This window comes from Sphingobacterium sp. B16(2022), from assembly GCF_012030425.1.
In the GTDB taxonomy this organism is placed as follows: Bacteria; Bacteroidota; Bacteroidia; order Sphingobacteriales; family Sphingobacteriaceae; genus Sphingobacterium; species Sphingobacterium anhuiense.
Genome location: NZ_JAAUVN010000001.1, coordinates 1,356,170 through 1,383,138 on the forward strand (window position 1 = coordinate 1,356,170; position 26,969 = coordinate 1,383,138).

Annotated in this window: 23 protein-coding genes; 22 read left to right on the forward strand and 1 reads right to left on the reverse strand. The window is 38.3% G+C overall.

Translation table 11 applies throughout. From position 1 onward, the window contains the following. Positions 1-17: 17 nt before the first annotated feature. From egtD to HCX49_RS06060, 15 genes are all read left to right on the forward strand, one after another. Positions 18-1,010, forward strand: coding sequence for an L-histidine N(alpha)-methyltransferase (gene egtD / locus HCX49_RS05990; RefSeq protein ID WP_132767985.1), 993 nt, complete (start codon positions 18-20; stop codon positions 1,008-1,010). Between the two features lie 19 nt (positions 1,011-1,029). Continuing rightward, a complete protein-coding gene (gene egtB, locus HCX49_RS05995) occupies positions 1,030-2,208 on the forward strand; it encodes an ergothioneine biosynthesis protein EgtB (RefSeq protein WP_168126505.1) in 1,179 nt (392 codons plus the stop codon). A gap of 73 nt (positions 2,209-2,281) precedes the next feature. Continuing rightward, positions 2,282-3,163 (forward strand): alpha/beta fold hydrolase, encoded by an 882-nt coding sequence (locus HCX49_RS06000; RefSeq protein WP_132767989.1) that lies wholly within the window; start codon positions 2,282-2,284, stop codon positions 3,161-3,163. A gap of 168 nt (positions 3,164-3,331) precedes the next feature. Further along, positions 3,332-3,934 carry a Crp/Fnr family transcriptional regulator gene (locus HCX49_RS06005; protein WP_237682724.1) on the forward strand — a complete coding sequence of 201 codons (603 nt, stop codon included), beginning with the start codon at positions 3,332-3,334 and terminating at the stop codon, positions 3,932-3,934. A gap of 127 nt (positions 3,935-4,061) precedes the next feature. Beyond that, complete coding sequence (locus HCX49_RS06010) at positions 4,062-4,778, forward strand: hypothetical protein (RefSeq protein WP_206368262.1); 717 nt, start codon at positions 4,062-4,064, stop codon at positions 4,776-4,778. 127 nt (positions 4,779-4,905) lie between these two features. After that, the gene (locus HCX49_RS06015; RefSeq protein WP_168126506.1) at positions 4,906-5,712 is read left to right on the forward strand and encodes an SDR family oxidoreductase; all 807 of its coding nucleotides are present in this window, start codon (positions 4,906-4,908) and stop codon (positions 5,710-5,712) included. An 80-nt stretch (positions 5,713-5,792) separates the two neighbouring features. Further along, entirely contained in the window at positions 5,793-6,704 is a 912-nt protein-coding gene (locus HCX49_RS06020; RefSeq protein ID WP_021191732.1) for a helix-turn-helix domain-containing protein, read from the forward strand. A gap of 123 nt (positions 6,705-6,827) precedes the next feature. Continuing rightward, positions 6,828-7,406 (forward strand): TetR/AcrR family transcriptional regulator, encoded by a 579-nt coding sequence (locus HCX49_RS06025; RefSeq protein WP_021191733.1) that lies wholly within the window; start codon positions 6,828-6,830, stop codon positions 7,404-7,406. 38 nt (positions 7,407-7,444) lie between these two features. Continuing rightward, the gene (locus HCX49_RS06030; protein WP_021191734.1) at positions 7,445-8,062 is read left to right on the forward strand and encodes a hypothetical protein; all 618 of its coding nucleotides are present in this window, start codon (positions 7,445-7,447) and stop codon (positions 8,060-8,062) included. 53 nt (positions 8,063-8,115) lie between these two features. Continuing rightward, a complete protein-coding gene (locus HCX49_RS06035) occupies positions 8,116-8,895 on the forward strand; it encodes an SDR family oxidoreductase (protein ID WP_168126507.1) in 780 nt (259 codons plus the stop codon). Between the two features lie 92 nt (positions 8,896-8,987). Then, positions 8,988-9,986: a saccharopine dehydrogenase family protein gene (locus tag HCX49_RS06040; protein WP_168126508.1), complete on the forward strand. Its 999-nt coding sequence runs from the start codon at positions 8,988-8,990 to the stop codon at positions 9,984-9,986. Between the two features lie 108 nt (positions 9,987-10,094). Further along, on the forward strand, positions 10,095-10,643 hold the full coding sequence (locus tag HCX49_RS06045; protein WP_031289291.1) for a DNA-3-methyladenine glycosylase I: 549 nt from the start codon (positions 10,095-10,097) through the stop codon (positions 10,641-10,643). 4 nt (positions 10,644-10,647) lie between these two features. After that, on the forward strand, positions 10,648-10,998 hold the full coding sequence (locus HCX49_RS06050) for a hypothetical protein (RefSeq protein ID WP_021191739.1): 351 nt from the start codon (positions 10,648-10,650) through the stop codon (positions 10,996-10,998). A gap of 2 nt (positions 10,999-11,000) precedes the next feature. Continuing rightward, on the forward strand, positions 11,001-11,321 hold the full coding sequence (locus tag HCX49_RS06055; RefSeq protein ID WP_021191740.1) for a MazG-like protein: 321 nt from the start codon (positions 11,001-11,003) through the stop codon (positions 11,319-11,321). Positions 11,322-11,952: 631 nt separating this feature from the next. Further along, the gene (locus tag HCX49_RS06060) at positions 11,953-15,192 is read left to right on the forward strand and encodes a response regulator (RefSeq protein WP_168126509.1); all 3,240 of its coding nucleotides are present in this window, start codon (positions 11,953-11,955) and stop codon (positions 15,190-15,192) included. A gap of 83 nt (positions 15,193-15,275) precedes the next feature. Here the strand turns inward: HCX49_RS06060 and HCX49_RS06065 are convergent, their stop codons facing one another. After that, positions 15,276-16,046: a phosphatase PAP2 family protein gene (locus HCX49_RS06065; protein WP_237682725.1), complete on the reverse strand. Its 771-nt coding sequence runs from the start codon at positions 16,044-16,046 to the stop codon at positions 15,276-15,278. Between the two features lie 141 nt (positions 16,047-16,187). Between HCX49_RS06065 and HCX49_RS06070 the strand changes: the two genes are divergently transcribed. The 7 genes from HCX49_RS06070 to HCX49_RS06100 all read left to right on the forward strand — a co-directional run bounded on the left by HCX49_RS06070 (position 16,188) and on the right by HCX49_RS06100 (position 26,964). Beyond that, positions 16,188-18,692, forward strand: a complete 2,505-nt coding sequence (locus HCX49_RS06070) for a cation-translocating P-type ATPase (RefSeq protein WP_168126510.1) — start codon at positions 16,188-16,190, stop codon at positions 18,690-18,692. 108 nt (positions 18,693-18,800) lie between these two features. Then, a complete protein-coding gene (locus tag HCX49_RS06075; RefSeq protein WP_237682726.1) occupies positions 18,801-19,130 on the forward strand; it encodes a hypothetical protein in 330 nt (109 codons plus the stop codon). 32 nt (positions 19,131-19,162) lie between these two features. Then, positions 19,163-21,862: a DNA ligase D gene (gene ligD, locus HCX49_RS06080; RefSeq protein WP_168126511.1), complete on the forward strand. Its 2,700-nt coding sequence runs from the start codon at positions 19,163-19,165 to the stop codon at positions 21,860-21,862. A gap of 74 nt (positions 21,863-21,936) precedes the next feature. Next, positions 21,937-23,472: an FAD-dependent oxidoreductase gene (locus HCX49_RS06085; RefSeq protein ID WP_168126512.1), complete on the forward strand. Its 1,536-nt coding sequence runs from the start codon at positions 21,937-21,939 to the stop codon at positions 23,470-23,472. A 253-nt stretch (positions 23,473-23,725) separates the two neighbouring features. Continuing rightward, on the forward strand, positions 23,726-24,193 hold the full coding sequence (locus HCX49_RS06090; protein WP_021191745.1) for a ferritin-like domain-containing protein: 468 nt from the start codon (positions 23,726-23,728) through the stop codon (positions 24,191-24,193). A 10-nt stretch (positions 24,194-24,203) separates the two neighbouring features. Next, the gene (locus tag HCX49_RS06095) at positions 24,204-24,752 is read left to right on the forward strand and encodes a ferritin-like domain-containing protein (protein WP_021191746.1); all 549 of its coding nucleotides are present in this window, start codon (positions 24,204-24,206) and stop codon (positions 24,750-24,752) included. Positions 24,753-24,774: 22 nt separating this feature from the next. Continuing rightward, a complete protein-coding gene (locus HCX49_RS06100) occupies positions 24,775-26,964 on the forward strand; it encodes a catalase (RefSeq protein WP_410528501.1) in 2,190 nt (729 codons plus the stop codon). Positions 26,965-26,969 lie beyond the last annotated feature (5 nt).

The window sequence follows — 26,969 nt, forward strand, 5'->3', positions numbered from 1 at the left end:
TTTAAAAATTTTTGAAAATGGAGTTATCTAGTGCAATACAAAATAAATATCATGTTACTGGTAAAGGCGCCGAAGAAAAGTTTCAGGCGGAAATTATCGCGGGTTTAACGGGTAATCCTAAACGGCTTCCATCAAAATATTTTTATGATTCTTTTGGCGATAAGCTGTTTCAGCGTATCATGGATATGCCAGAATATTATCTGACGAGATGTGAAATGGATGTATTCCGTAGCAAGACTGCCGAACTCGCCGCAGCGATTTCAACACATGGAGAACCTTTTGATCTGATTGAACTTGGTGCCGGTGATGCCACGAAGTCATCCTACCTGTTGCAATATCTGATAGATAGTAATGCCGACTTTTCTTATATGCCGATCGATATTTCCAAAAATATCTTAACGGTTTTAGATAATAAGCTAAAAGGAGCAATGCCTTTACTGAAAATTACCTGTCTACAAGGTGAATACTTTGATATGCTTGAGGAGGCGCAACGCCTTTCGAAACGTAAGAAGGTTGTTCTTTTTCTGGGCAGTAATATTGGTAATATGGAGTTAGCAGAAGCGCATGAATTTTGTAAACAACTAAATAGAAAGCTTGCTAAAGGTGATATTATCTTAATTGGATTTGACCTGAAGAAAAATCCACATACAATATTAGAAGCCTATAATGATAAAGCGGGTATTACTGCTGCTTTTAATCTCAATCTCTTGTCGCGTATAAATCGTGAGCTTGGAGCTGATTTTGATCTAAAGCAATTTCAGCATTATCAAACCTATGATCCTGTGACAGGTGCCTGTAGAAGTTTTTTGATAAGTCTCCATGATCAGATGGTCCAAATTGAAGGGCATACTCTATCATTTTATCGGGATGAGCTGATACATATGGAAATTTCACAGAAATTCTCTTCATCTGAAATCAAACAACTTGCTCACGATACTGGTTTTAAAAGTATGCGTGAAATAACGGATGACAACCATTGGTTTTTAGATGCCGTTTGGCAAGTAATCTAACTTTAATCCATTTGTAATTATGACAATACGAAAGACAGATCGTTTATTAACTCTAAAATCACGGTATTCAGCGGTACGCAAACATAGTGTTTCTATTTGTACACCGCTTCAAATTGAAGATTATGTTGTACAGCCCATCGGCGACGTAAGTCCACCGAAGTGGCATCTGGGACATACAACCTGGTTCTTTGAAACCTTTATACTGCAGCCAAACTTTCCGGATTATAAACCATTTGATCCTCAGTATAACTTTGTATTCAATAGTTACTATGAAACGATCGGTGCCAGAGTGATCCGGACAGATCGTGGTAATTTGAGTCGTCCTTCTGTTGAAGATATATACCGGTACAGAACTTATGTAGACAGCAAGATGCAATTATTTTTAGAAAGTGATTGTATGACAGCTGCTTTGGAAGATCTGGTGGAATTGGGGCTCAACCATGAACAGCAGCATCAGGAACTTTTGTTAACAGATATAAAATTTATACTGGGCCATAATCCGTTGTTTCCAGCATATAGTCAGGAAATTAATTTATACCCAACCAATCAAGATCCGGCTTCGATGATTAAAATTAATGCTGGAGTTTATGAAATAGGATTTTATAAAGAAAGCTTCTGTTTTGACAATGAAAAGGGGCGGCATCAGGTATATCTCAATGATTTTGAAATAGCCAGTGCACTTGTTACAAATGCGGAATATCGGGAATTCATGGAAGATAATGGTTATCATGATTTTAGATACTGGCATGCAGAGGGATGGGACTGGGTTAAGCAAACCGAAACCGCAGCTCCTTTATACTGGCATTTTATAGACGGAAAATGGATGAACTATACTTGTAATGGTCTGGAAGAAGTTAAAATGGATGAAGCCGTTTGCCATATCAATTTTTATGAGGCTTCTGCCTATGCTGCCTGGAAAGGATTTCGTTTGCCTACAGAAGCAGAATGGGAAATCGCATCAGAACATTTTAACTGGGGGCAGCGATGGGAATGGACCGGTAGTGCTTATCTTCCTTATCCAGGATTCAAGAAAGAGGCCGGTGCAGTGGGTGAGTACAATGGAAAATTTATGATCAATCAGATGGTATTGCGCGGAGCATCTCTTGCGACACCCAAAGGGCATAGCCGAAATACCTACCGCAATTTTTTCCATGCAAGCCAGCGTTGGCAGTTTACGGGAATTAGACTTGCAAAATAGTGTTTTTACGCTTAAATACACAGATCGCAATAATATCAACTTTATTAAATAATGGAACTACAATACAACTAAAATGAATAGAAAATTTCTAAAACATATTATTCTGACAGCTTGCATTTCGCTATGCTTTCTGGGATCATCCTATGCACAAGTTGCAAACGATATGCGTTATTTTATGCAGGGTGAAGGTACAAGTAGTCAGATCACATACGGAAATAATGCTGTAGCGGGACATTATGTTCAGTCTGGAGATGCTAAAATTTATTATGAGCTCTATGGAAAAGGTAAACCCATTGTTGTTTTACATGGAGGGATTGTTGGATCTGCTCTTGAAATGGGTCAGTTTATCGATAGTTTATCGCGCAATTATCAGGTTATTGCTATTGCTACACGTGGGCATGGTAAGTCCGAAACAGGTTCGGTTATTCCTAGTTATGAGCAGAAAGCGGATGATGTCGCTGCTGTTATTCAGGAAGTAACCGAAGATAAAGTAATAGTACTGGGTTTTAGTGATGGCGCTTACACCGGATACTATTTTGCTAAGCATTATCCTGAAAAAATTAGTAAGCTTATTGCGATTGGTGCCGGAGAATGGAAACAGGGATTCAGATCATTTGATATGACCCTCGAAAGACTTTCTGCTATGGACACGCAATTCTGGAAACAGCAATTGGCTTTGAGACCCAATCCCAACACAACGGAACAATGGCTAAAAAGTGTTAATCGTTATTATAATGGTTTAACTATTGGAAGTCCAATTTTCGAAAAGATTTCCTGTCCAGTTTTGATTATGGCAGGGGAGAAGGATCAGAACGCACCACTTCATACTGTGTTAGATGCGTACCACATGATTCCACATGCGCAGTTAAGTATTATACCCAATGCACCGCACCCGGCATTTATTGCCAATTTTCCTGCAGTGTGGGAAAGTATGGTCCCTTTTATGAATCAATAAATACCGAAAGAGATTTTGGTAAATTATTGATTCGTCAAAGATGCAGTCTACAAGGACTTTGAACTATACTATCAAAAAAATATATAGCAGATAGATGATTGTAAGTGCAATATGCTGGAGGTTGTTCATCTAGAAATGATATATTTACGTATACTAAATGCGAATTAATTGGAACAGCCACATACAGAACAGCTATTTGTTAGATTGATAGATCATTTTAAGCAATTTTTTCATCTTAATAATACTGAACAAGAAGAAATTGAAAGACTTTTTACATCGAGGGTAATCAAGCGTAAGCAATATTTATTACAGGAGGGTGAGGTCTGTCAGCACTATTCTTTTGTTGTGTCTGGATGTTTTCGGATGTTTGCCGTTGATTCCAATTTCCGGGAGCATAATCTTCAGTTTGCAGCTGAGGATGATTGGATAACGGATTTTCAAAGTTTTTACGACCAATCACCCAGCAAATTGTATATTGAAGCGATTGAACCTTCAACTGTCATCCAGATAAAGCATGAAGATCTGCTTTACTTATATATCAATTACCATAAATTCGACCGTAATTTTAGAATCATTACCGAGCGGAAATTGATCGATTACCAAAATCGGATATTACAAAATATTAGCTCTACAGCCGATGACCGCTATGAGGCGTTCTTAAAGCAATATCCACATCTGATCAATCGTTTACCCAATACACAGATTGCTTCTTATTTAGGGATTACTTCGGAATTTCTAAGTAAGATCCGAAAAAAAAGTGTTGGTAAATAGTCATCTTTTCATATTAGATCTGAGTTCGTTTCAGATTATTTCTTAAACTAGTTTATGGGTAGTATCCGTAAGAACTATTTAATTTTGTGTCTTAATGCATTGTCGTAACGAAAACAACGTTTCAAATATGATAAAGAATAGAACACAGCAGATTAAAACTCCTATTGTTAAGCGCATGGTATTTGTGCTTATATTAGTTTTTACAGTATTTTCGATGACTAAAGCTACGGCACAGCAGATTAAGCTAGATGAGGATCGTTTAACTGCTGTACAGACGTCAATGTCGATTACACAAATTAACGGTAAAAAAGCTGTACGGGTAGTGAAGTCTGCCGCAGTCAAAGAAGATGATGAAGCAACTTATGTTAAGATCAATGATTTCAATTTTAAAAATGGCGTGATCGAGGTGGATGTGCTGTCACGTTTGCTTCCTGATGCACCAGCACACGCCAGAGGTTTCATAGGTCTTGCTTTCCGTATCAATAAAGATGATTCAAAATTTGAAAGCATTTACGTACGCCCTACCAATAGTACAGCAGACGACCAGCTGAGAAGAAACCGCACCATTCAGTATTTTTCTTATCCTAATTTTAAGTTCACACATTCCAGAGCAACCGCTCCGGGACAATATGAATCTTATGCGCCAATAGCGCTTGATAAATGGATAAAACTAAAGATTGAGGTAAATGGTAATCAAGCCAAATTATTTATTAATGGCTCGAAGCAACCATACTTAATTGTAAGCGATCTAAAAATGGGTGCTGATCAATCCGGATCTTTAGGGCTTTTTGTCGATATAGGCACTGAAGGATTTTTCAGGAATCTGAAAGTTACTTCCAGATAAATAAAATGTCCCATAAATGAAACCGTACATGCTAAGATGTCATTTTGGCTAACAATTTATGATTTTTGGCGCATTTAAGATATTACGGAATGTTCAATTTTGTATGGTACAATTAAAACAAAAGACCATGCAAAAAACAATTTTTATTACGGGAGCTTCGTCGGGATTAGGAAAAGCAGCTGCTAAATTATTTCAGAAGAATGGATGGAAGGTAATTGCAACGATGCGAAAACCTGAAGAAGAAAAAGAATTAACGGAACTTCCGAATGTATTTGTCGTGCAATTGGACGTTATGGATATGGTAAAAATTAAAAAAACTATCTCAGAGGTCTTGAAAATCCATGAAATTGATGTGGTCTTGAACAATGCCGGATATGGGCTCATCGGCCCATTAGAAGCTTTTACAGATGAGCAGATCCAGACGCAGATCCAGACGAACTTAGGTGGTGTAATTCACGTAACAAAAGCCTTTGTTACGTTTTTTAGAGAAAGAAAAAGAGGCACATTTATTAATGTGACCAGTACGTTTGGTTTATTAGGATATCCTACCTGTTCCATTTACAATGCTACTAAATTTGCAGTTGACGGATTTTCAGAGGGATTGGCATATGAATTGGCGCAGTTTGGAATTAAAGTAAAAGTAGTTGCTCCGGGGGGCATGCAAACCGACTTTGCAGGAAGATCTTTGCATGGTGCGATGCATACTGCATATAGTGAATTAATATCGAAAGTAAGTGAAGGCTATAGTGAAGATCAGGTTGCAAATTACTCAAAAGCAACAGCTGTTGCTGAGGTGATCTATGAGGCGGCGATTGATGAGAAGGATCAGATGCGCTATATTGCTGGGGATGATGCGATCCAACTTTATAACGAGCGACTTGATTTAACGCCTGAGGGTCAGTTCGAAAAGATCCGTTCCCAGTTCATATTTTAAACAGGTTCTGTATTTTCCTGTTTCAGCAATACCTTGGACTGGGACAGGATTTACTTTTATAAATTTCTTAAATTTGTCTTATGAAAAAACTGCCGGTCGTATTTAATTCTTTATCTCAGTTACATAAAGCCATGGGCCAACCGGTTCCTTCGCATCCTCTTGTCAGTATCATGAACTATGGTGATGCACAGTTTGATCCAAAGGATTTCGAACAGGGTATTATTCTGAACTTTTATAAAATCTCATTCAAAACCAGTTTTTCTGGAAAACTGAAGTACGGTCAAGGCTACTACGATTTTGAAGAAGGAGGTATGTCTTTCATCGCTCCTGGACAATTATTGAAGATGCAAGATGAAGAAGCTAATTATGAAGGTATGACCCTGCATTTTCATCCGGATTTATTAACCCACTATGCGCTAAATTCGAATATTAAACAGTATGGATATTTTAGCTACGCAGCTGCTGAAGCATTATATCTATCTGAAAAAGAGAAGGTAACGATTCTTGACATTTATTCATTTATACAAGATGAACTGAATGAACGTATTGATAAATTCAGTCAAGATGTTATTATTTCTCAGATTGAATTATTGCTCAATTATGCCAATCGTTTCTATGATCGTCAGTTTCTGACGAGAAAAGTAATTAACAATGATATTCTAAGTCGATTAGAATTGCAGTTGCAAGACTACTTTAATGAGGACAGGTCAGTGATTACAGGATTACCATCAGTTAAAGATATAGCACAGAAAATGAATGTTAGCCCGCGCTACCTGAGTGATCTGTTGCGAAACCTGATCGGATTAAACACGCAACAATTTATCCATGAAAAAGTGATAGAAAAAGCAAAAGAATATCTGGCAAAAGACGCGTTAACCATAGCTGAAATTGCCTATCGTTTAGGTTTTGAACAACCACAGTCCTTCAATAAGCTTTTTAAAAAGAAAACCACTTATTCTCCTTCTGCATATAAGAAAAGCTTACAGAATTGAGCGTATAAATACTGAAAAATAGAGAAAAGCTACAGAATAGAAAATCTAAGATTGTCAAAATGATAATAATTAGACAATTTCTGAAATGAATGTTTCAGAAAATAATTATCTTTGTAATCTATTATGGCAAGAAATATTGAATTTGATGAGCAGTTAGCAGTATCCAAGGCAATGGATGTCTTTTGGAAAAAAGGGTATAATGGTACTACGATGAGAGATCTAACTGAAGCGATGGGTATCAATAGTAGTAGTCTTTATAATACTATCGGTGACAAACACGAACTTTTTGTAAGAAGTATTAAACATTATACAGAATCTAGAATGAAAGCTGCAGTAAAGCAGTTAGAAATTATCAAATCACCGCTGAAGGCAATTGAAAAATTTATTCAATCTTCAGTGTATGCGATAACAAATGATCCGAATAGCTGTTTGGCGATTAAAACAACTTTTGAAGTTGCTACGCATGATGAGCAGGTACAGAAAGTTATAAAAGCGGATAATGATTTTACTTATAATCTTTTATACAACTTAGTCAAAAAGGCAATTGATAGCGGAGAAATCAGGATACACCAAGATGCCGCAATGCTAACGGATTATATTATAAATCATTTTAGCGGTTGGCATGAATCATTTATTATCCATAAGGACAAAACACGAATCAAAAATATGGCAACATTTTTAATCAAACAAATAAGTCAATGATTTTATTTGTTTTAATCTGAAACAATTGTTTTACAATTATGAATATATCAAAAGAATACAGTACTTATTTTACGGCATCTGAAAAGCCTGAAATAGTGGAAATAGGGCAGGCTAGCTACGTTTCAGTTCGAGGACAGGGAAGTCCCGGTACCGCTGTCTTTTATCAAAAAAAACAGGCAATCAAAGAATTTGTTCATGCATTAGAGCTCAAATATGATTTAACAGCCTGTTCATTTACTAGCCGTATAGTGGAAATATTTTACTGGTTTGATGAAGAAGAGAGGGCAGATGTAAATATTGGAAATTTCTATACTACTCTTGATCTAAGCTTACTTCATTATCGTATTGCTATTCGAATCACAGATTATATTACTGCGGAAAATATTGTTGAAATAGCACGCAATAGAAAAGATATCTTTATGGTCGAGGATTTTGAACTTTTTAACTATACCGCTGGAACATGCGTCCAGATTCTTCATTTAGGTCCTTTTGCCGAAGAACTGCAAACACTACCCGTGCTTCAGCAATTTGCTTCGGATGAAGGTTTAAAAAAATCAGGGATGCATCATGAAATTCATCTAACAAATTTTGAACAAGGACAGAGCCAACAACACCTACAGACTATTCTGCGTGATCCTGTGATAAAACAAGCATAATTTTTTTTACTCATATCTGAAACAAATGTTTCAATATTAATAAATAATCAATCATGAAAAAAACAGAAACACTATCTGGTAAAGTAGCTTTAGTAACCGGAGGAACAAAAGGTATTGGAAAAGCCATTGCAGACAAGTTGGCTTCTAATGGTGCATTAGTTGTTGTTACAGCAAGGAAATCACCCGATACAGACATTAAACATCATTTTATAGCTGCAGACTTAACAAATAATAGCGATATAGCTGCGCTATCATCCAAAATAATAGCGGAATATGGTATACCGGATATCTTGATTAATAATGTTGGAGGTACTTCGTCTCCAGCTGGAGGCTTTAAGATGCTTAGTGATGAAGATTGGAATAGAGATATCGAGCTCAATCTGATGGCCGCTATAAGACTAGATAAAGTTATTGTGTCTCAGATGATGGAAAAGAAATCTGGTGTTGTTATTCATATTTCTTCAATAAACGGAAAGATTCCTTTGTACGAATCCAATTTTTCCTACGGAGTGATGAAGTCCGCTTTAAATGCTTATAGTAAAACGCTTGCTAACGAAGTTTCCAAAGAAGGTATCCGGGTAAATACGGTTTCTCCTGGAATGGTCAGGACAGAAGCTATGGAATCTTTTTTGGAAAGCTACGCAAGTTCTATAGGAAAAACCAAAACGGAAGCAGAACAACAGGTAATGGCTGGCCTTGGTGGGGTACCTATGAACAGATTGGCAGAACCTGAAGAAATTGCTCATACGGTTGATTTTTTGGTATCAGACGGTGCTGGTTACATTACCGGAGCAAATATCTTGGTCGATGGGGGTACGTTTCCAGTTGTATAATCAGCATTAAAAGTATGAAATATAGTAGAAATGATCTAGCGTAATCTTTCCCTGTATTTCGTTTTCATAATAATATTTTAAAAGAATTAGACATGACCCAAAAGAAAAAAATGCTCCTTTATGGAGCTACAGGATATACTGGTAAAATCATTGCAGCTAGAGCAAGAGAATTAAATATTGATTTTGAAATAGCTGGACGTGACAAGAGCAAAATTCGTTCTTTATCGAATGAACTAAATGTTGGATACCATGTTTTTGAAGTACATGATAAGAGCTCCTGGCAGATTGCGTTGGCTGATAAACAGGTCTTGATCAATGCTGCTGGACCATATGCCTCCACAGCCAGACAAGCAATGGAAGCATGCTTGAAAGCTGCTGTCCACTATTTGGATATCAGTGCGGAATTAGAATCTTATCTTTTGGCAGAGTCGTTTGATGACAGAGCTAAAGCAGCAGGAATCCAACTCATATCCGGGGCAGGTTTTTTTGTAAGCTATGATGCGATTGTTGCCCATTTATCTAAATTAGTAATCGAGCCCGAATACTTGAGTGTCGGTTTTCGTCACTATGGTGGATTCTCCAAAGGGTCAATTTTAAGTAGCAAAAACATTGCAGATTTGGGTATATTAGTTCGTAAAAACGGTGTAATTATTAAGAATCCAGATCCTAGATCTAGGATATTTTCATTTGGCGATGAAGATGTAGCATGTATACCGACTTCTTTGGGAGGAATTATCCTGAGTTATAAAACTACAGGTATTCCCAATATCGAAGAATATTTCTCTTTAAAACTACCTGCTATGGATTTACCGGAGTTAACATCTGAAAATCTTCCGGACGGTCCAACAAAAGAAGAACGAGCAGCAGGACGAAATGGAATAACGGCAGAGATTATAGGAAGAGACGGTGAAGTAGTGAAAGCATATCTTGATACTCCATCGGGTTATGAACTTACACCACTTTCTGTGATAGCAGTCGCAAATCGTATATTAAGTGATGATTTCAAAATTGGTTACCAATCACCAGGTTCTGCCTATGGAGAATATATTTTAAATGATATTCCCGACCTTAAGTTAATTGACCTAGCTTAGTATTATACTAGAAATTGTAAATATGGCAACGAAAACCACCATTTAGGCGAATTTTAAGCACTTAGATGTAATCATCTTTGTATCAGTATAAATTTTAAATATTACGTTATGAGTTATTGCGAGTATATTTCAACGATGATAGAGCCTCGACGAAGTCTTCATCAAAAGTATCATGATCATTATTACGGTTTTCCTATACATGATGACAATGAGCTTTTCGGGCGTTTGATTATGGAAATTAATCAAGCAGGGCTGAGCTGGGAAACGATCTTAAAAAAAGAGGACAATTTTCGTAAGGCGTATGATAATTTTGATTTAAAAAAAGTAGCATCCTATTCAGAAAAAGAACAGCAACGCCTTTTAAACGATCCAGGAATTATCCGCAATAAATTGAAGGTGAATGCTGCTATTGAGAATGCAAAAACTATTGTAATACTGCAACAGGAATATGGCAGTTTTGAAAAATGGCTAGAACTCCATTATTTAAATACTAAAGAAGAATGGGTAAAACTTTTTAAGAAAACATTCCGTTTTACTGGCGGTGAAATTGTAAATGAGTTTTTAATGAGCATCGGTTATTTACATGGTGCACATACTGAAACATGTCCAATTTATAAGAAAATCTTAACAATTACACCTGTATGGGTTAAAAAATAAACAAATGGATATAAAACAGTTTATTACTGCATGGATTGCTGCGAGCAATTCATTCAATACTGAAAAATATCTCTCATTTTATTTACCTGAAGCGATCTTAGATGATGTGTCTTTAGGAATAAAATTTGAGAAATATGATGGTATTAAGGTATATTTTGATAAATACTTTATTGGGTATAATACGCAGATAGAAGAAATGAATTTAATGGAAATGGGACAAGAGCATGTATATCTGGAGGTACGATTTACAGGTGATTTTCCAGAAGGCAAAATCGGGGGATCATTTGATATCAAATTTAAAAATGGTAAAATACTGTTTGTGAAGGCAGATTTGTTGCAATATAAAAATATATAATCATGGAGAAAGATAATTTTGACGAAATCATTCGTCGCTCAATAGAAATCAGGAAAAAGTACCACGAGCTGGAGATGATGCATCATGGAAGCGAATGGACTTGGGAAGAAGATGCTTTAGCTTACTTAACCGACGCTGGACTGATCGGTCGGAACATTATGTCGCAACAGAAACGCTGGCCCAAAATTGGTTCGGAACCTGAACTGGAGCATAAACTTGGTGAAAATATTTGGTGGTTGATCGTATTAGCAGAAAGATCCGGTATCAATATAAAAGATGCTATTCAGAATTTTCTGACTAAAACAGAAACACTATTGAAATAAAGCTGTCTTTTAATTCGTGAATTAATGGTATGTCGCGCTGGGGTTACGTTTACTGGAGACAATGCTGGATATTAAATTTGAAAAGGAGATTCTGTCAGGAGTCTCCTTTTTGATATCATAACTAGCATTTTCATGATATCAGATTGTCGTCTTTGTTTCTAGTTATGTTGTTCGTATTTCGATTAAGGACGATAACTAAATAGCTTTAAATAACATGAATTTAAAAGAAGCGACGGTATGAGAAATATCCTTTCTTTTTTTACTCCTCTGACTCGGTATATGTTCATTAGTATTTATTAACAATGATTTACATACAGTGTAATATCATTGTACTATATATATGTATGCTAGCCTAAAAGGTAATCGAAAAAAAAAATTGGAAATACTACATAAATATTAGTATTTTAATTATCGTTATAATGTGGTTGAGTGCATAATATAAATTATTTTTAAATTAATATCTGCGTAGAATTCATTATCTTTAAAAGTCATTATAACATTTTTAAAAAATTGTCGTGCCTGCTACTTCTTTTGAAGAAAAATCAGACTGTTAGACAGTTACTTATGACTTAATATGCAGTTATAAAAACCTGAAGTCTTAAAATTATTGATAATACTTGATATTGAAGTTATGAATAAGGGACCAGTAAAAACAAATGAGTCGGAGCGATTAGATGCACTATATAATTACGAAATATTAGATACGCAACCCGAAGAAGATTTTGACCGTATTACCAAGATAGCTTCGCTTGTGTGTGGTGTTCCTATCTCACTGATCTCCTTAATTGATGAGAACCGGCAATGGTTTAAATCCCGGGTTGGCCTTGATGTCAGAGAAACTTCCCGAAGCTTGGCATTCTGCCAGTATGCCATTAAAGATCGTAATTTTATGGAGGTTCCAGATGCTCAACAAGATGAACGATTCAAAAATAATGAGCTTGTTACCTCGGATCCCTACATCCGGTATTATTTAGGATTTCCTTTGGTTGATCCAGACGGTTTTGCTCTGGGAACGCTTTGTGTTATAGACACGGAGCCTAAAGACTTAAGTTCAGATCAAAAACAGGTGCTGTCGCTGCTTCGTGATGAGGTCGTGTCCCTGATTATCAATCGAAAAGAAAAAGAAAGATATAAAGAAAGCGAACGGGAATTAAAAGCATTTTTTGATAATTCCCAAAGTCTGATGTGTACGCATGATCTGGAAGGTAATCTGCTTAAAGTTAATAATGCGAGTGCATCTATCTTAGGTTATACTAGAGCTGAAATTGAAAAACTGTCTCTTTATGATATTATTCCTACTAAAGGACATAAAAATTTAGATGCATACCTCAACCAGCTTGTTAAAACCGGTACGGCAAAAGGAGAGATGCGCACTAAAACAAAGTCGGGTGAATTACGTATCTGGTTATTCAATAACATTCTGCAACCGAATGGTGATAAAAAACCGTATGTCATCGGTAATGCTGTTGATATCACAGAACAGCATTTTCTTGAGAAAGATTTAAAAAATACTCAGGCGATGTTAACGCGGACAGGAAGAGTGGCCCGAATAGGTGGGTGGGAGTATAATCTGCTTGAAAAGCATCTGACCTGGTCTGATATAACAAAGGAAATTCATGGTGTTCCACCTAATTATCAACCTGATATCGCTCAAGGATTAGATTTTTATAAGGAGGGTGACAGTCGAACAAAAATAAGCCAAGCTATTGATGAGGCTATTACTAAGGGGATTTCATGGGACCTGGAGATGGAGATCGTCACGTTTACAGGTGAAGAACTGTGGGTACGGGCACTTGGAAATGCGGAGTTTGATAATGGTCAATGTATTCGTTTATATGGTACTTTTCAAGATATTGACAAACGTAAGCGTATTGAAGCTGAATCTTTAAAATCTAAAAAGTTACTGGAGGATGTTCTGCAAGCGACATCTGCTGTAGGTATTATTGCGACAGATAATCACGGATTGATCACCCTGTTTAATAAAGGTGCAGAAAATCTTCTTGGTTACAGCAGTGTGGAGATTATCGGCAAATTTACACCTTCACTTTTCCATTTACAGGATGAGATTCGGATACGTGAGAATGAACTGACTATGGAATTGGGACATCCAATAGCAGGATTTCGCGTTTTTGTTGAAAAACCTGAGCTCTATGGTGCCGAGCAGAGAGAGTGGACTTACGTAAGAAAAGATGGACAATTATTATATGTTTCGCTTGCGGTTACTGCCATTCATGATGTTGAAGAAAATATTATCGGTTATCTGGGTATAGCGACCGATATCAGCAAGATTATACATCAACGTGAAGAATTGGAAAAAGCAAAAGTTCTTGCTGAACAGGGTAGTATTGCGAAATCTGAATTTTTAGCAAATATGAGCCATGAGATCAGGACACCTCTCAATGGAATTATCGGTTTTACAGACTTGATGACCAGAACCACGCTCGATGATACCCAACGAGAATACCTGTCAATTGTAGATCAGTCCGCTACTTTACTGTTGAGTATCATTAATGATATTCTCGATTTTTCAAAAATTGAAGCCGGGAAGCTGGAGCTGGATATTGATAAATGTGATCTTTACGAAGTGCTCACCCAAGTAACTACTTTTTTGAACATTCAGGGACAGGGTAAAAACGTTGAATTTCATTTAAATATCTCGAAGGACGTACCGCAATATATCTGGGTCGATTCCCTTCGTGTTAAGCAGGTATTAATGAACCTACTGAGCAATGCTAAGAAATTTACGGAGAAAGGTGAAATTGAGCTACGTGTCGATTTCTTATGTAGGCAGGATGATCTGACCAGCTTGCGCTTCAGTGTCCGGGATACGGGCATTGGTATAAAAGCAGAAAAACAGGAGAAAATATTCGATGCCTTTTCTCAAGAAGATGCCTCGACCACGAAACGATACGGTGGTACGGGCCTGGGACTAACTATTTCCAATAAACTGCTGAAGATGATGGGTAGCGGGCTAAAGCTTGAAAGCACATATCTTGTTGGGAGCCGTTTTTATTTTGATCTTAGCGTGCGCTATGATGATGGTGAGGTACGCGAATGGTTAAATCTGCAAACTATTCGAGAGGTATTGATCGTGATCAATGGTGCTGCTAGCAGAACGCTTTTAGCACAGATGTTAAAATTGCAGCATATTAAAGTTTCCGAAGCGGCGAATGGTTTTGAAGCGTTACAATTGTTAATGAAGGGAAATCAGTACGATGCTATTATTATTGACAATGACCTGCCAATAATGAACGGTATGGAAACCATCAAAAAGATGAAAGAAAAATTATTTAGTATCGACAATAATCACGCTGTGATACCGATCTTTGATTCTAGCGAGGGAAATATGAGCAGCATCTGCGCATCCTTAGGTATCCGGCATTGGCTTGAAAATCCGGTAAAACTTGATGATCTGTATACTGTTCTTTCAAAGATAGAAGCTCAGGAGACTGAAAAAGATATTATTCCCGTTTCTCAGGATTCGCGCAATGGAGAAGGCCTTAAAATTCTTATTGTTGAAGATAATGAATTTAACATACGTCTTGCAACTATCTTGATCCGGAACATCATACCGGAAATCGAAGTTCTGGAAGCTAAAGATGGAAGACAGGGGCTTGCAATCTTTAAGGAAATGCATCCTGATCTGGTTCTGATGGATATTCAGATGCCTGCTATGAACGGCTATGAAGTAACTGAAGTAATCCGTAAGGAAGAAGTAGGAGCTAGAACACCTATTATTGCTTTAACAGCAGGAAATGTACTACGAGAAAAAGAAAAATGTCTAGCGGCAGGAATGGATGATTTTGTTGTTAAACCTATAGTTGAACAGACATTACGTGCCGTATTGACCAAATGGCTTCATTGGGAATAGTTCGTTAAAGAATTAAAAGGGATATATTTAGTTAAGTAAGTCTAGAATACCTAGGGTTACCCTTGTTTGAAGGCAGGAAATACTTAAAAGCGAATATTTCCTGCTATGGTTAGCTGTTTGCCATTGTAACCGGGAATAAACATATAAGTAACACTTTGACTCTGCTTGTTGTGGTCAATTAGAGGAAGCATCCAGTAGGCAATTTTAGTACTTAGGATACCTATTCCGGCTCCCATAGCGACATCAGAGAGCCAGTGTTTATTATTGTACATGCGAAAGAATCCTGTTCCTGCAGCGACAGCATATCCTGCCACACCATACCAAATAGATCGATCCTTGTATTCCTGCCAGAGCAGTTCTGCTCCCACAAATGCTGTAGCGGTATGTCCTGAAGGAAAAGAATTGTTGGCGGAGCTATCCGGTCGCCATACGTTACCCGTATTTTTAATGGATATGACCGTTGCCGTCATAATGGCATTGGAAACTGCAGCAGTGAAAAGACGCTGTTTGAGATTATGTTTTGCTCTGATACCAAAAGCATCGAGAGCAAAGATACTTGCTGTGCCTGCATACTGACTAAAATCATCTACAGAAAATTTGCGATCAATATTTTCTCGCAGCTCATCTCGGAGATCTTTATTTTGGCCGATCAAAAAATGGCTTTCTAAAGCAATGAGCCCATAACTCATCAGGCCTACTGGTACAATGAGTTCTTTATAGGGAATTCGCTTAATAAAAGATCTTTTAGTGATAGTGCTATCAGAATAAGTGGAGCTTATTTGCTGTGCTTGGCTTTCCAGTAGAAAAAATACGAGGAAGAAAAACAACATCAGGTATGAAAAGAATCTACGCATTGTACTGTCATTAATAATGGATATATTGGTAATGAAGGTATAAAAAGGAAATGAAATTATTCTTCTAAAAACTATTATTTTTTAATTATGTTTTCTTTGAAATAAATGTGTTAACTTTCTGAATATCTAACTGATACCGCTATGGGTTATCCTATTCCTAAAGATCTGAAAGGGCTTAATGAAAATCAAGTTAAGCAGTCTGTTGAAAAGTATGGCTATAATGATCTAAAAACTAAACGTAACAACGGTACATGGCGCTTACTGATCAACATCGTTAAAGAACCGATGTTGATCTTATTGATCATGATTTCTGTCATTTATTTAGTTGTCGGGAACTATGCCGAAGCTTATTTTATGTTTGGTGCGGTGATTTTTGTATCGGGCATTTCTTTTTATCAGGATTCCCGAAGCCGCAATGCGATGCAGGCTCTTGAAAAGTTAAATGAGCCATTAAGCAAAGTGATTCGGGATGGTCAGATCGTTGCGATCAAAACTCATGAAATAGCTGTCGGCGACTTATGTATTACTGAAGAAGGCCAGATTATCAATGCCGATGGCCGTATTGTGCACAGTAATGATTTTTCTGTAAATGAATCTTCTCTTACCGGTGAAAGCCTTTCGGTTTTCAAGGAAGTGGATAGTACAGACAATAAGGTGTATAGCGGAACAATCACGGTGTCGGGGCTGGCTGTTTTTGAGGTGCAGGAAATAGGCGAGCAGACGAAGTTGGGAAAGATAGGGCACTCGATTGCTTTAATTACCAATGAAAAATCACCTTTACAGTTACAGATTGAGCGCTTTGTGAAAAAGATGGCACTTGTTGGACTAGTGGTATTTTCATTGGTATGTATGGCCAATTATTTTCAGACCAAAAGTTTTGTTGACAGTCTTTTAAATGGTCTTACTTTGGCTATGTCGATTCTTCCTGAAGAGATTCCTGTGGCTTTTACGACTTTTATGGCTCTGGGAGCATGGAGACTCATGCGGGACGGTGTTATTATTAAAAAATCGAGCATTGTTGAAACCTTGGGGAGCACCACAGTTATCTGCACGGATAAAACAGGCACGATAACCGAAAATACGATGCATCTGGTTGCTGTTTACAGCGAGACCGGTCAGCTTACGGCTAATGAGCAGGATTACCATATGCCCGAAATTGCAAGTGTGATACAGACAGCTATGTGGGCCAGCGAACCTGTACCTTTCGATCCTATGGAGAAAGAACTCCATCGCCTTTACGAGGAGACTGAAAAAAATGATCGGCGTGCACTGTTTGAATTATTTCATGAGTATCCTTTGGAAGGAAAACCGCCAATGATGACGCATCTATTTAGAAATAATAAGGGTGAGCGTATTATTGCCGCAAAAGGCGCACCCGAAGCTATTCTCGAAGTGAGCCGGCTTGCGGATGAAAAAAAAGAATCATTGCGGGTATTGGTTGATCAGTTTGGCCAGAAAGGTTATCGGGTACTGGGAGTTGCATCTGCCACTTATGGAAGCGATGAATTTCCCGAAAAACAGCAGGATTTTCCGTTTGATTTTGTCGGCTTTGTTGTTTTTTACGATCCGCCTAAGAAAGGGATAGAAAAGGTATTCCAGCAAATCTATGAAGCCGGGATCAAAGTTAAAATGATTACCGGAGACAACTCCAATACGGCCGGTTCTATCGCAGCACAGGCTGGTATAAAAAATGCATCTGCCCATATCGAAGGTAAAGAATTGATTGTGCTTTCTGAGGAACAGCTGGACAAAAAGGTACAAGAAATTACCCTCTTTGCTCGCATGTATCCGGAGGCTAAGCTGGCCGTGGTGAAATCGCTTAAGCGCCAAGGTGAAGTCGTAGCCATGTTAGGTGATGGCGTAAATGATGCTCCGGCACTGAAAGCGGCACATATCGGTGTAGCCATGGGGCATAAAGGAACTGAAATAGCGAAGGTAGCCGCAACGGTCGTTCTTATTGAAGATGATTTTTCTAAATTGGTGCTTGCAATTGCAGCAGGTAGACGCATCTATGCCAATATTAAGAAAGCGATTCAATACATTATTTCTATTCATATTCCCATTATTCTGACGGTATCACTACCGCTCTTTTTGGGTTGGGTATATCCGCAGATTTTCACGCCCATACATGTTATATTCTTGGAGCTGGTAATGGGGCCTACCTGTTCGATTGTCTATGAAAATGAGCCCATGGAAAAAAATGCCATGCAGCGTAAACCACGTCCTATATCGGAGACTTTTTTAAATTGGAAAGAACTGATGATCAGTGTGGTTCAGGGTCTGGTGATTTCTGCAGGTGTTCTTTTTATCTATCAATATACCGTGAGACAGGGAGGAGACGAGAAAACGGTTAGGAGTATGGTCTTTACGACATTAATCTTTGCTAATATCCTTCTGAGTTTTATGAACCGTTCTTTTTACTACTATATATACGAGACCATTACGTATAAGAATCGTCTTATCTATTACATTACCGGCATTACTTTACTGTTTATGTTGATGATGCTGTATGTTAAACCTGTTTCCGATTTCTTTAGCATGACGGATCTGGGATTTAAGCAATTGATGTTTTGCTTGTCGATAGCAGCAGTTAGTACGCTCTGGATGGATCTTTACAAATGGTGTAAACGTACAAAAAATGAATAGTAATACGTCCTTTAAAAATAGTTTTTAAGATCCCACCGCTCCATTTCACAATTTACTGGAAATGGAGCAGTGGTTTATGCCCGTTATTATGATAAAATACCCGATTTCATGATCATTAGAACTATACGCGTAATAGGTGTGTTCTTAGATCAATATGGAACCTGGTACTTATTTTATAATTACGGTATGTCATTAAAAGAGCCAATTTTAAAAATTTTAGTAAAACAGTATGCCCCATTAACAATGATGGAGCAGAAATTCGGACGGTACGATCTGATGTTTAAAACGGATGATGAAGGGAGGCCAATTATGCTTTTTATAGGGAAGAAGAATTCTAACGGAAATATTATCGGAGACCGATATGCCAGAAGACTAAAAATCGACGATGAGGGCAATACCGTCAAAGATCATTGGGAACATAAAGGTAAGGCTACTTAGTGGTTTCTTTTTCAACGTATAACTCATGAATTATGACTTTAGATAAATATCGTGAAAAACGATCTCAAAAGAATACGCCAGAACCTTTTGGCGGTAAGTCTTCTGGTAAAGAATTAAGATTTGTGGTACAAAAGCATGCTGCTTCCCATCTGCATTATGATTTCCGCCTAGAAATGGATGGTGTTCTTAAGAGTTGGGCTGTACCAAAGGGGCCATCGCTCGATGCTGATATTAAACGACTGGCCATGATGGTCGAGGATCATCCTTTTGATTACCGGAATTTTGAAGGCGTGATTCCCAAGGGACAATACGGTGGTGGAACAGTCATTGTTTGGGATGAAGGAACTTATGAACCTGCTGATTCTGTAGGTGGCGATGTCAAAAAACAGGAAAAAGAGCTTTTAAAACAGCTAAAAGCCGGTAAACTTAAATTTAAGCTTAACGGCAACAAGCTGAAGGGCGAATTTGCCTTGGTCAAGGCTTATGGTAAGGCTGAAAATAGCTGGTTGCTGATGAAGCTGGATGATAAATATGCGAGTGATAAAGATATCACCCTAAAGGATAAATCTGTTATTTCTAAAAAGAGCATCGCTCAGATGGAAAAGTCCCCGGATCGTGTTTATGGACAAAAGACAACTCAGAAAAGTAGTTCCAAAGATAAGCCTGCTGGCAAGAAAAAAGCTTCCGCAAGTATCGAAGAAAAACTTTCGACTTCGGATGAAACTGAGGGTGATGATATCGACCTAGCGATGCTTCTAAAAAAAACGCCTAAAAAAGATTTCTATGAGCATGTCGAGCCTATGCTGGCCACACTGACTGATCAACCTTTTGATGACGATGAGTGGCTTTATGAAGTGAAATGGGACGGTTACAGAGCTGTTTCTTTTTTAAATGGCAATAAAACAACTGAAATTAAATCTCGTAATGATAAGAGTTTTAACGAGAAATTTTACCCCATCTATGAAGAGCTAAAAGCGATGAAGCTGGAAGCTATTTTGGATGGTGAAATTGTTGTTGTGGGTGAGAACGGGCATGCCAATTTCGGTGCACTGCAGAACTGGCGTAGTGAGGCGGATGGAGATTTACTCTATTATGTATTCGATATTTTATGGTATAAAGGAAAGGACCTGACCAAATTAACTTTAACTGATCGCAAAGCAATACTTCATGAAATTTTATCAACGAGCGAAACCATTAAGTTGAGTACGCCATTTTATACTTCAGGGATCAAGTTTTTAGAAACTGCAAGAGAAATGGGGCTGGAAGGGATTATGGCAAAACGTAAAGATAGTGCTTACCATGTACATGCTCGAACAAAGGACTGGTTAAAAATTAAAGCAAATAAGCGGCAGGAAGTTGTTATTGGAGGCTTTACAAAAAACGATGGTTCAAGTAAAGTATTCAGCAGCATTCTAGTGGGCGTATATGAAGGGAAAAAACTGGTTTACACCGGTAAGGTGGGGACTGGTTTCAGTGACAAGCTGCAAAAAGAGATGCTGGAAAAGTTTAATCAAGTAACTGCTGATAAATCTCCATTCAGTACAGAACCTGATGTCAATAAAGCCTCTAGATTCCGACCTGACCCGCCACATGCAAATGTCACCTGGCTAAAACCAAAACTAATCTGTGAGGTTAGTTTTACCGAAATGACGACAGATGGCGTGATGCGTCATCCTTCATTTATAGGATTGCGGGAGGATAAAGATCCAAAAAGTATTGTTCTGGAAAAAGAGGAATCTACCAAGAAGATTGTAAATGATTCAAAGAAAAATATTATTGTTGCCCAAGGTAAGATGAAACGAAAAACTTTATTAAATCCGACAGAAAAAACGCAGGTCAAAAAGGTCAATAAACAAGATCTGAAGTTTACGAATCTGGATAAGATTTTTTGGCCAGATGAGAAAATTACCAAGCGCGATCTCATCAATTACTATTACCAGATCGCGCCTTATATATTGCCCTATCTCAAAGATCGGCCTCAGAGCATGAACCGCTTCCCTGATGGTATAAAAGGAGAAGGTTTCTATTTTAAGAATGTGGCAGACAGCGCACCCGAATGGGCTGAAACTTACCTATATAAAAGTGAGACAGATCAAAAGGACAAACTGTACCTTGTCGGGAAAGATGAAGCGACCTTACTGTATATGGCCAACCTGGGCTGTATTGAAATGAATCCCTGGAATAGCACCGTTAAAAAACCAGACAATCCGACGTTCTGCATTATTGATCTTGATCCTGACCAAAATTCATTTAATCAGGTTATTGAGACTGCCCAAGTTACCAAGCAATTGCTGGATGATATGGGTGTGCCAAGCTATTGTAAGACTAGTGGATCTACGGGTCTTCACATCTATATTCCCTTGAATAATAAGTATACCTACGAACAATCCAAAGAATTTGCACGCGTTGTCGTAACCTTGATCAATCGGGAACTTCCAAATTTTACGAGTCTAGAACGTACAGTAAAAAATAGGAAAGGACGGATGTACCTGGATTTTCTACAGAACAGACCGCATGCAACTATTGCCTCGGTATACTCAGTAAGACCTAAGCCAGGAGCGACTGTTTCGATGCCTTTATATTGGGAAGAGGTAAAAAAAGGTCTTAAGATGAGTGATTTTACCATATTTAATGCGATTGAAAGACTGGAAAGTGTAGGTGACATTTTTAAACCTGTACTTGGTAAAGGAATCGATCTCAAAAAAGTAATTGATAAATACTCAGCAGAATAGGTAAATAGCACCGGTAGTTACTGTTTTTCACCAGTAAAATAATCGGTTATCATGTACATTAAAAGAAAGAATCCATGAAAAGAGACGGATCTAATTTAAGCTATTGGCAAGATACAAGTCAATTGAATGATCATAAAGACACAGTAGCACAACACGATTATGATGTAGTCATTATCGGTGCGGGTATAACCGGAATTACTACGGGGTTAATGCTGCAAAATGCGGGTAAAAACTGTTTAATCTTAGAAGCTAAAACCATAGGATTCGGAACAACTTCGGGTACTTCGGCACACCTGAACACTGTTCTTGATACGCCTTACTATGATCTGATTTCCAACTTTGGTAAAGAAAATGCCACCTTAGCAGCCAGTGCGGCAAAAGAAGCCTTGACAATAATTTCCAATCACGTGCAACAGTTTAACATTTCATGTGACCTGGAGCATTGCAATGGCTATATGTATGCTACTAATGAAGATGAAGAGAAAGAATTGAAAAAAATATATGACGCCATTCTGGAGGTAGGTTTACAGGCGACCTATGTCACTGATATTCCTGGACCGATGGATATGACAAAAGCCATAAAGTTTGAGAAGCAGGGACGTTTCCATCCTTTGGAATATCTGAAAGTGCTTTTATCCCAATACGAAAATGCTGGTGGCGTTATTCAAGAAGGGGTAGCAGTTAATGAAGTTAAAGAAGAGAATAATAGACAAAAAATAACTGTTGGCGACGATCATCACTACTATGCAGATGCTGTGGTTTATGCTACCCATACGCCGCCGGGGATCAATCTCTTAACGTTTAAACTTGCTCCTTATCGAAGTTATGTCATGGGATTTCAATTGAAAGATGAGAATCAATATCCCGATGATCTCATTTACGATATGCAGGAACCTTTTCATTATTTTAGGAAAGCTACTTATCAAGACCAAACGATCTTATTGGTTGGCGGACAAGACCATAAAACCGGTCAACATCCTAATCCCGAATTCAATTTTGTAAAATTGGAAGCATTTGTAAGAAAGCATTATGCTGTAAGGGCTGTGCTGTATAAATGGTCTTCTCAGTATTACGAAAGCACGGATGGGCTTCCTTACATTGGTTATTTTCCTGGAAAGAAATCAAAACAGCAGTTTGTAGCAACTGGATATAGTGGTAATGGAATGATTTTCGGAACATTATCTGCTAAAATTATTACTGATCTTATTATAAATGGTACCAGTGAATATGAACAACTGTTTTCGCCGGGGAGGGTTAAGCCCATTGCTGGGTTTTCGAATTTTATTTCGGAAAACTTTGATGTTGCTAAACATCTGATCATCGATCGCCTTGCCATTGATAAAATTGATGGCTTAGCTGATCTTGCTAAGGGAGAAGGGAAAATTATCGATTATGATAAACACACCTTAGGGGTATATAAAGATGATGAAGGAACATTATTTGCCTTAGATCCTGTATGTAAGCATGCTGGTTGCATTGTGCAATGGAATAACACTGAAAAAAGCTGGGATTGCCCTTGCCATGGAGCTCGCTACGCACCAAATGGAGACTTACTGACAGGCCCTGCTACAGCTGGTCTATCTGTTTATGACTTAAAGAAAGATGCATAATGAATTTTCACGTTGCGGTTTATTGAGGAATGCCGCACATAAAGTTGGTCACGGCACAAGGTGCTGTGACCTTTTTTATTATGCTCAATAATTGTTGAGGAAGCGCTTTAGCAGATTTCGGTTATCAGTATGCTGTCTGCACGTGGTTTTTACGTAATGTCTGTGTAAATACCCAAAATGTAAATTTTCGTGAACGAACCCATTCATCGAATGTTCTTCCATTGTAATTAAAACCTCAATTAAAACAGTCGTTATGGAAAATAATTTAAACAACCCCGACATCATCAATGACCTCATAAAAATAAATAATGATCGAATTGAAGGTTATAAAACTGCCTTAGATCTTGCCCACGGCTTAGGTCTCGATCCGCTCCCTCATATGTTTGCAAATTATATCATGCAATCTGAACGCTTTATTGAAGAGCTTACACCCTATGTGTTTCTTGAAGGTGAGCAACCCACGGAGGAGACCATGTTAAGTGGTAAGCTTTTTAGAATGTGGATGAGTGTGAAAGGAGCTATTGTCGGAAACGATAGAAAAAGTTTGCTTGAGAGTTGCGAAAAAGGTGAAGATGCTTTTAAAGAAACATACAACAATACGCTTGATGAGCATGTCAATGAATTGTCCACTGTTGTGTGCAATATCCTTTTAGACCAATTGAGTCGACAATCTGAAGCGCATGAAGAAATCAAAATTCTACGCGATAATGCCACTAAATAAATAAAATATTATGAAAAATGAAACTGGAACAACCCCGAAATTTAAAACGCAATCATCTATTACTGCAGAGCCAGCACTACATGAACTTTTTATGGATGGAATCATGGATCTGTATTGGGCAGAAAACCATTTGGTCAAAACGTTGCCAAAAATGATTAAAGCAGCAACTTCTCCAGCTTTAGTTGAAGCCATTAGCAATCATTTGAACGAAACTGAAGGGCATGTGACACGCCTGGAGCAAATATTCCAGCTAATGGGCAAAGTGCCAATTGCTAAAAAATGTGATGCAATGGAAGGTTTAGCTAAAGAAGGAGAGGGTATCATAGAAAGTACAGAGCCCGGATCTGCAACGCGGGATGTTGGTATCATACTGGCCTCTCAAAAAGTAGAACATTACGAAATTGCTAGTTACGGAGGTTTACTGCAGTTGTCCATTACCTTGGGACTAAAAGATGTTGCCACTTTACTTGAAGAAACGCTTGCAGAAGAGAAGGCAGCAGATACTTTATTGACAGAAGTCGCTGAAGATGGGGTTAACTATAATGCAGCGGAAGAATAATGAATTATTTAAATCCATAATGATGAAAGAAAAAGATATTCTAGACCAGTCTGACGTTACTGCAGAAAATGATAAGATTAAATCTTTAGCTCCACATACTACTGATGCCACAGGAAAAATGATGACTACCGATCATGGCTTAGCCATTAATGATGATCAGAATTCGCTTCGCGCCGGAGATCGTGGCGCTACGCTGCTGGAAGATTTTATTTTTAGAGAAAAGCTCACACATTTCGATCATGAACGTATCCCTGAGCGTGTTGTTCATGCCCGGGGCTCTGGAGCTCACGGCGTATTTAAATTATATGAACCGTTGGAAAGTGTCACCAAAGCTGGGTTTTTAAATGACACTGAAATTGAAACTCCTGTATTTGTTCGTTTTTCAACAGTAGCTGGCTCTAAAGGATCTACCGATCTGGCGAGAGATGTGCGCGGATTTGCGGTTAAATTCTATACACAAGAAGGAAATTTCGATCTTGTCGGCAACAATATGCCTGTATTTTTTATCCAGGATGCGATGAAATTTCCAGACCTAGTACACGCGGTAAAACCTGAACCAGATAATGAAATTCCACAAGCGGCATCAGCGCATGATACATTTTGGGACTTTATTTCAGTAATGCCCGAATCTACCCACATGATCATGTGGTTGATGAGCGATCGGGCTATACCGCGCAGTTATCGGATGATGGAAGGTTTTGGTGTGCATACTTTCCGTTTTATCAATGTTAAAGGTGAAGCACATTTTGTTAAATTCCACTGGAAGCCTTTATTGGGTGTACATGCTGTAGCTTGGGATGAAGCGCAGAATATCTCCGGCAAAGATCCTGATTTCCATAGAAGGGATCTTTGGGAAGCAATTGAAAGTGGTGCGTTTCCAGAATGGGAATTAGGTGTACAAATTGTGTCTGAAAAAGATGAATTTAAGTTTGGTATTGATCTGCTAGATCCGACCAAGATCATCCCTGAGGAACAGGTTCCTGTACAACGGATCGGTAAGATGACGTTGAATCGTAATCCGGATAATTTCTTTGCCGAAACGGAGCAGGTGGCGTTTCACGTCGGCAATGTTGTGCCAGGAATAGACTTTACAAACGATCCTTTGTTGCAGGGCCGGCTTTTTTCCTATACCGATACCCAATTGATCCGGTTAGGTGGACCAAATTTTCATGAAATTCCGATAAACCGCCCTATCGTTGCTGTTCATAACAACCAAAGGGATGGTTTTATGCGGCAAACGATCAATAGAGGCAAGGTGAGTTATGGACCTAATGCTTTGGGGAATAATGATCCGAAACAAGTGAAAGAAGCCGATGGTGGCTTTACATCTTATGAGGAACGCATCGATGCGAAAAAGGTGAGAAGCAGAAGTAAAAGTTTCTTGGATCATTTTAGCCAAGCTAGGTTGTTCTTTTACAGTCAGTCAGAGCCGGAAAAAAATCACATCATCGATGCTTTCAGTTTTGAACTCGGTAAGGTTAAAACGGTAGCTGTTCGTGAAAGAATGGTCGGCATCCTGTCACTGGTTGATAAGGGATTGGCCGCTGCCGTGGCTTTCCAATTAGGGCTTAAAGTGCCCGAAGTATTGGAAAAACCTGTTAACCGTAGTATACCGGCAGATGGAAATCCGGACGACTATAAGCCGATACAGGTGGATGGTGAAGTGAAAAAGTCACTGGCATTAAGCATGGAAAATACGGTGAAGGATAGTATCAAGAGCAGAAAGATTGCTTTCCTAGTCGCTGATGGGGTGGACGCTGAATCGTTATTGTCGGTCAAAGAAAGTATTGTTGCTGCCGGAGGTGTTGTTCATATTATAGCTCCTAAACAAGGGATGGTCGTTGCTTCCGATGATACTCCTGTACCGGTCGATGAAAGCTTTTTGACTGCGGCATCTGTGCTGTACGATGCTGTTTATGTACCCGGAGGTACGAATAGTGTGGCAACGCTGGAAGCTGAAGCAAATGCCGTTCATTTTTTGAATGAAGCATTTAAGCATTGTAAAGCCATTGCAGCTGATGAACAGGCGCTACAGGTACTCGAGGCAACTTATTTCTTTAAGAAACTGCCGGAAGATTTTTCTGAGGAATCTGTTCTGGCGGAAGGTGTGGTCGTTGCAGAAGATGGAGCTGCACTAGGGCCGTTATTTATGCAAGCAATAGCACAGCATCGCTTTTGGAACCGTGAAAAACCACGATTGATACCTGCATAATCATT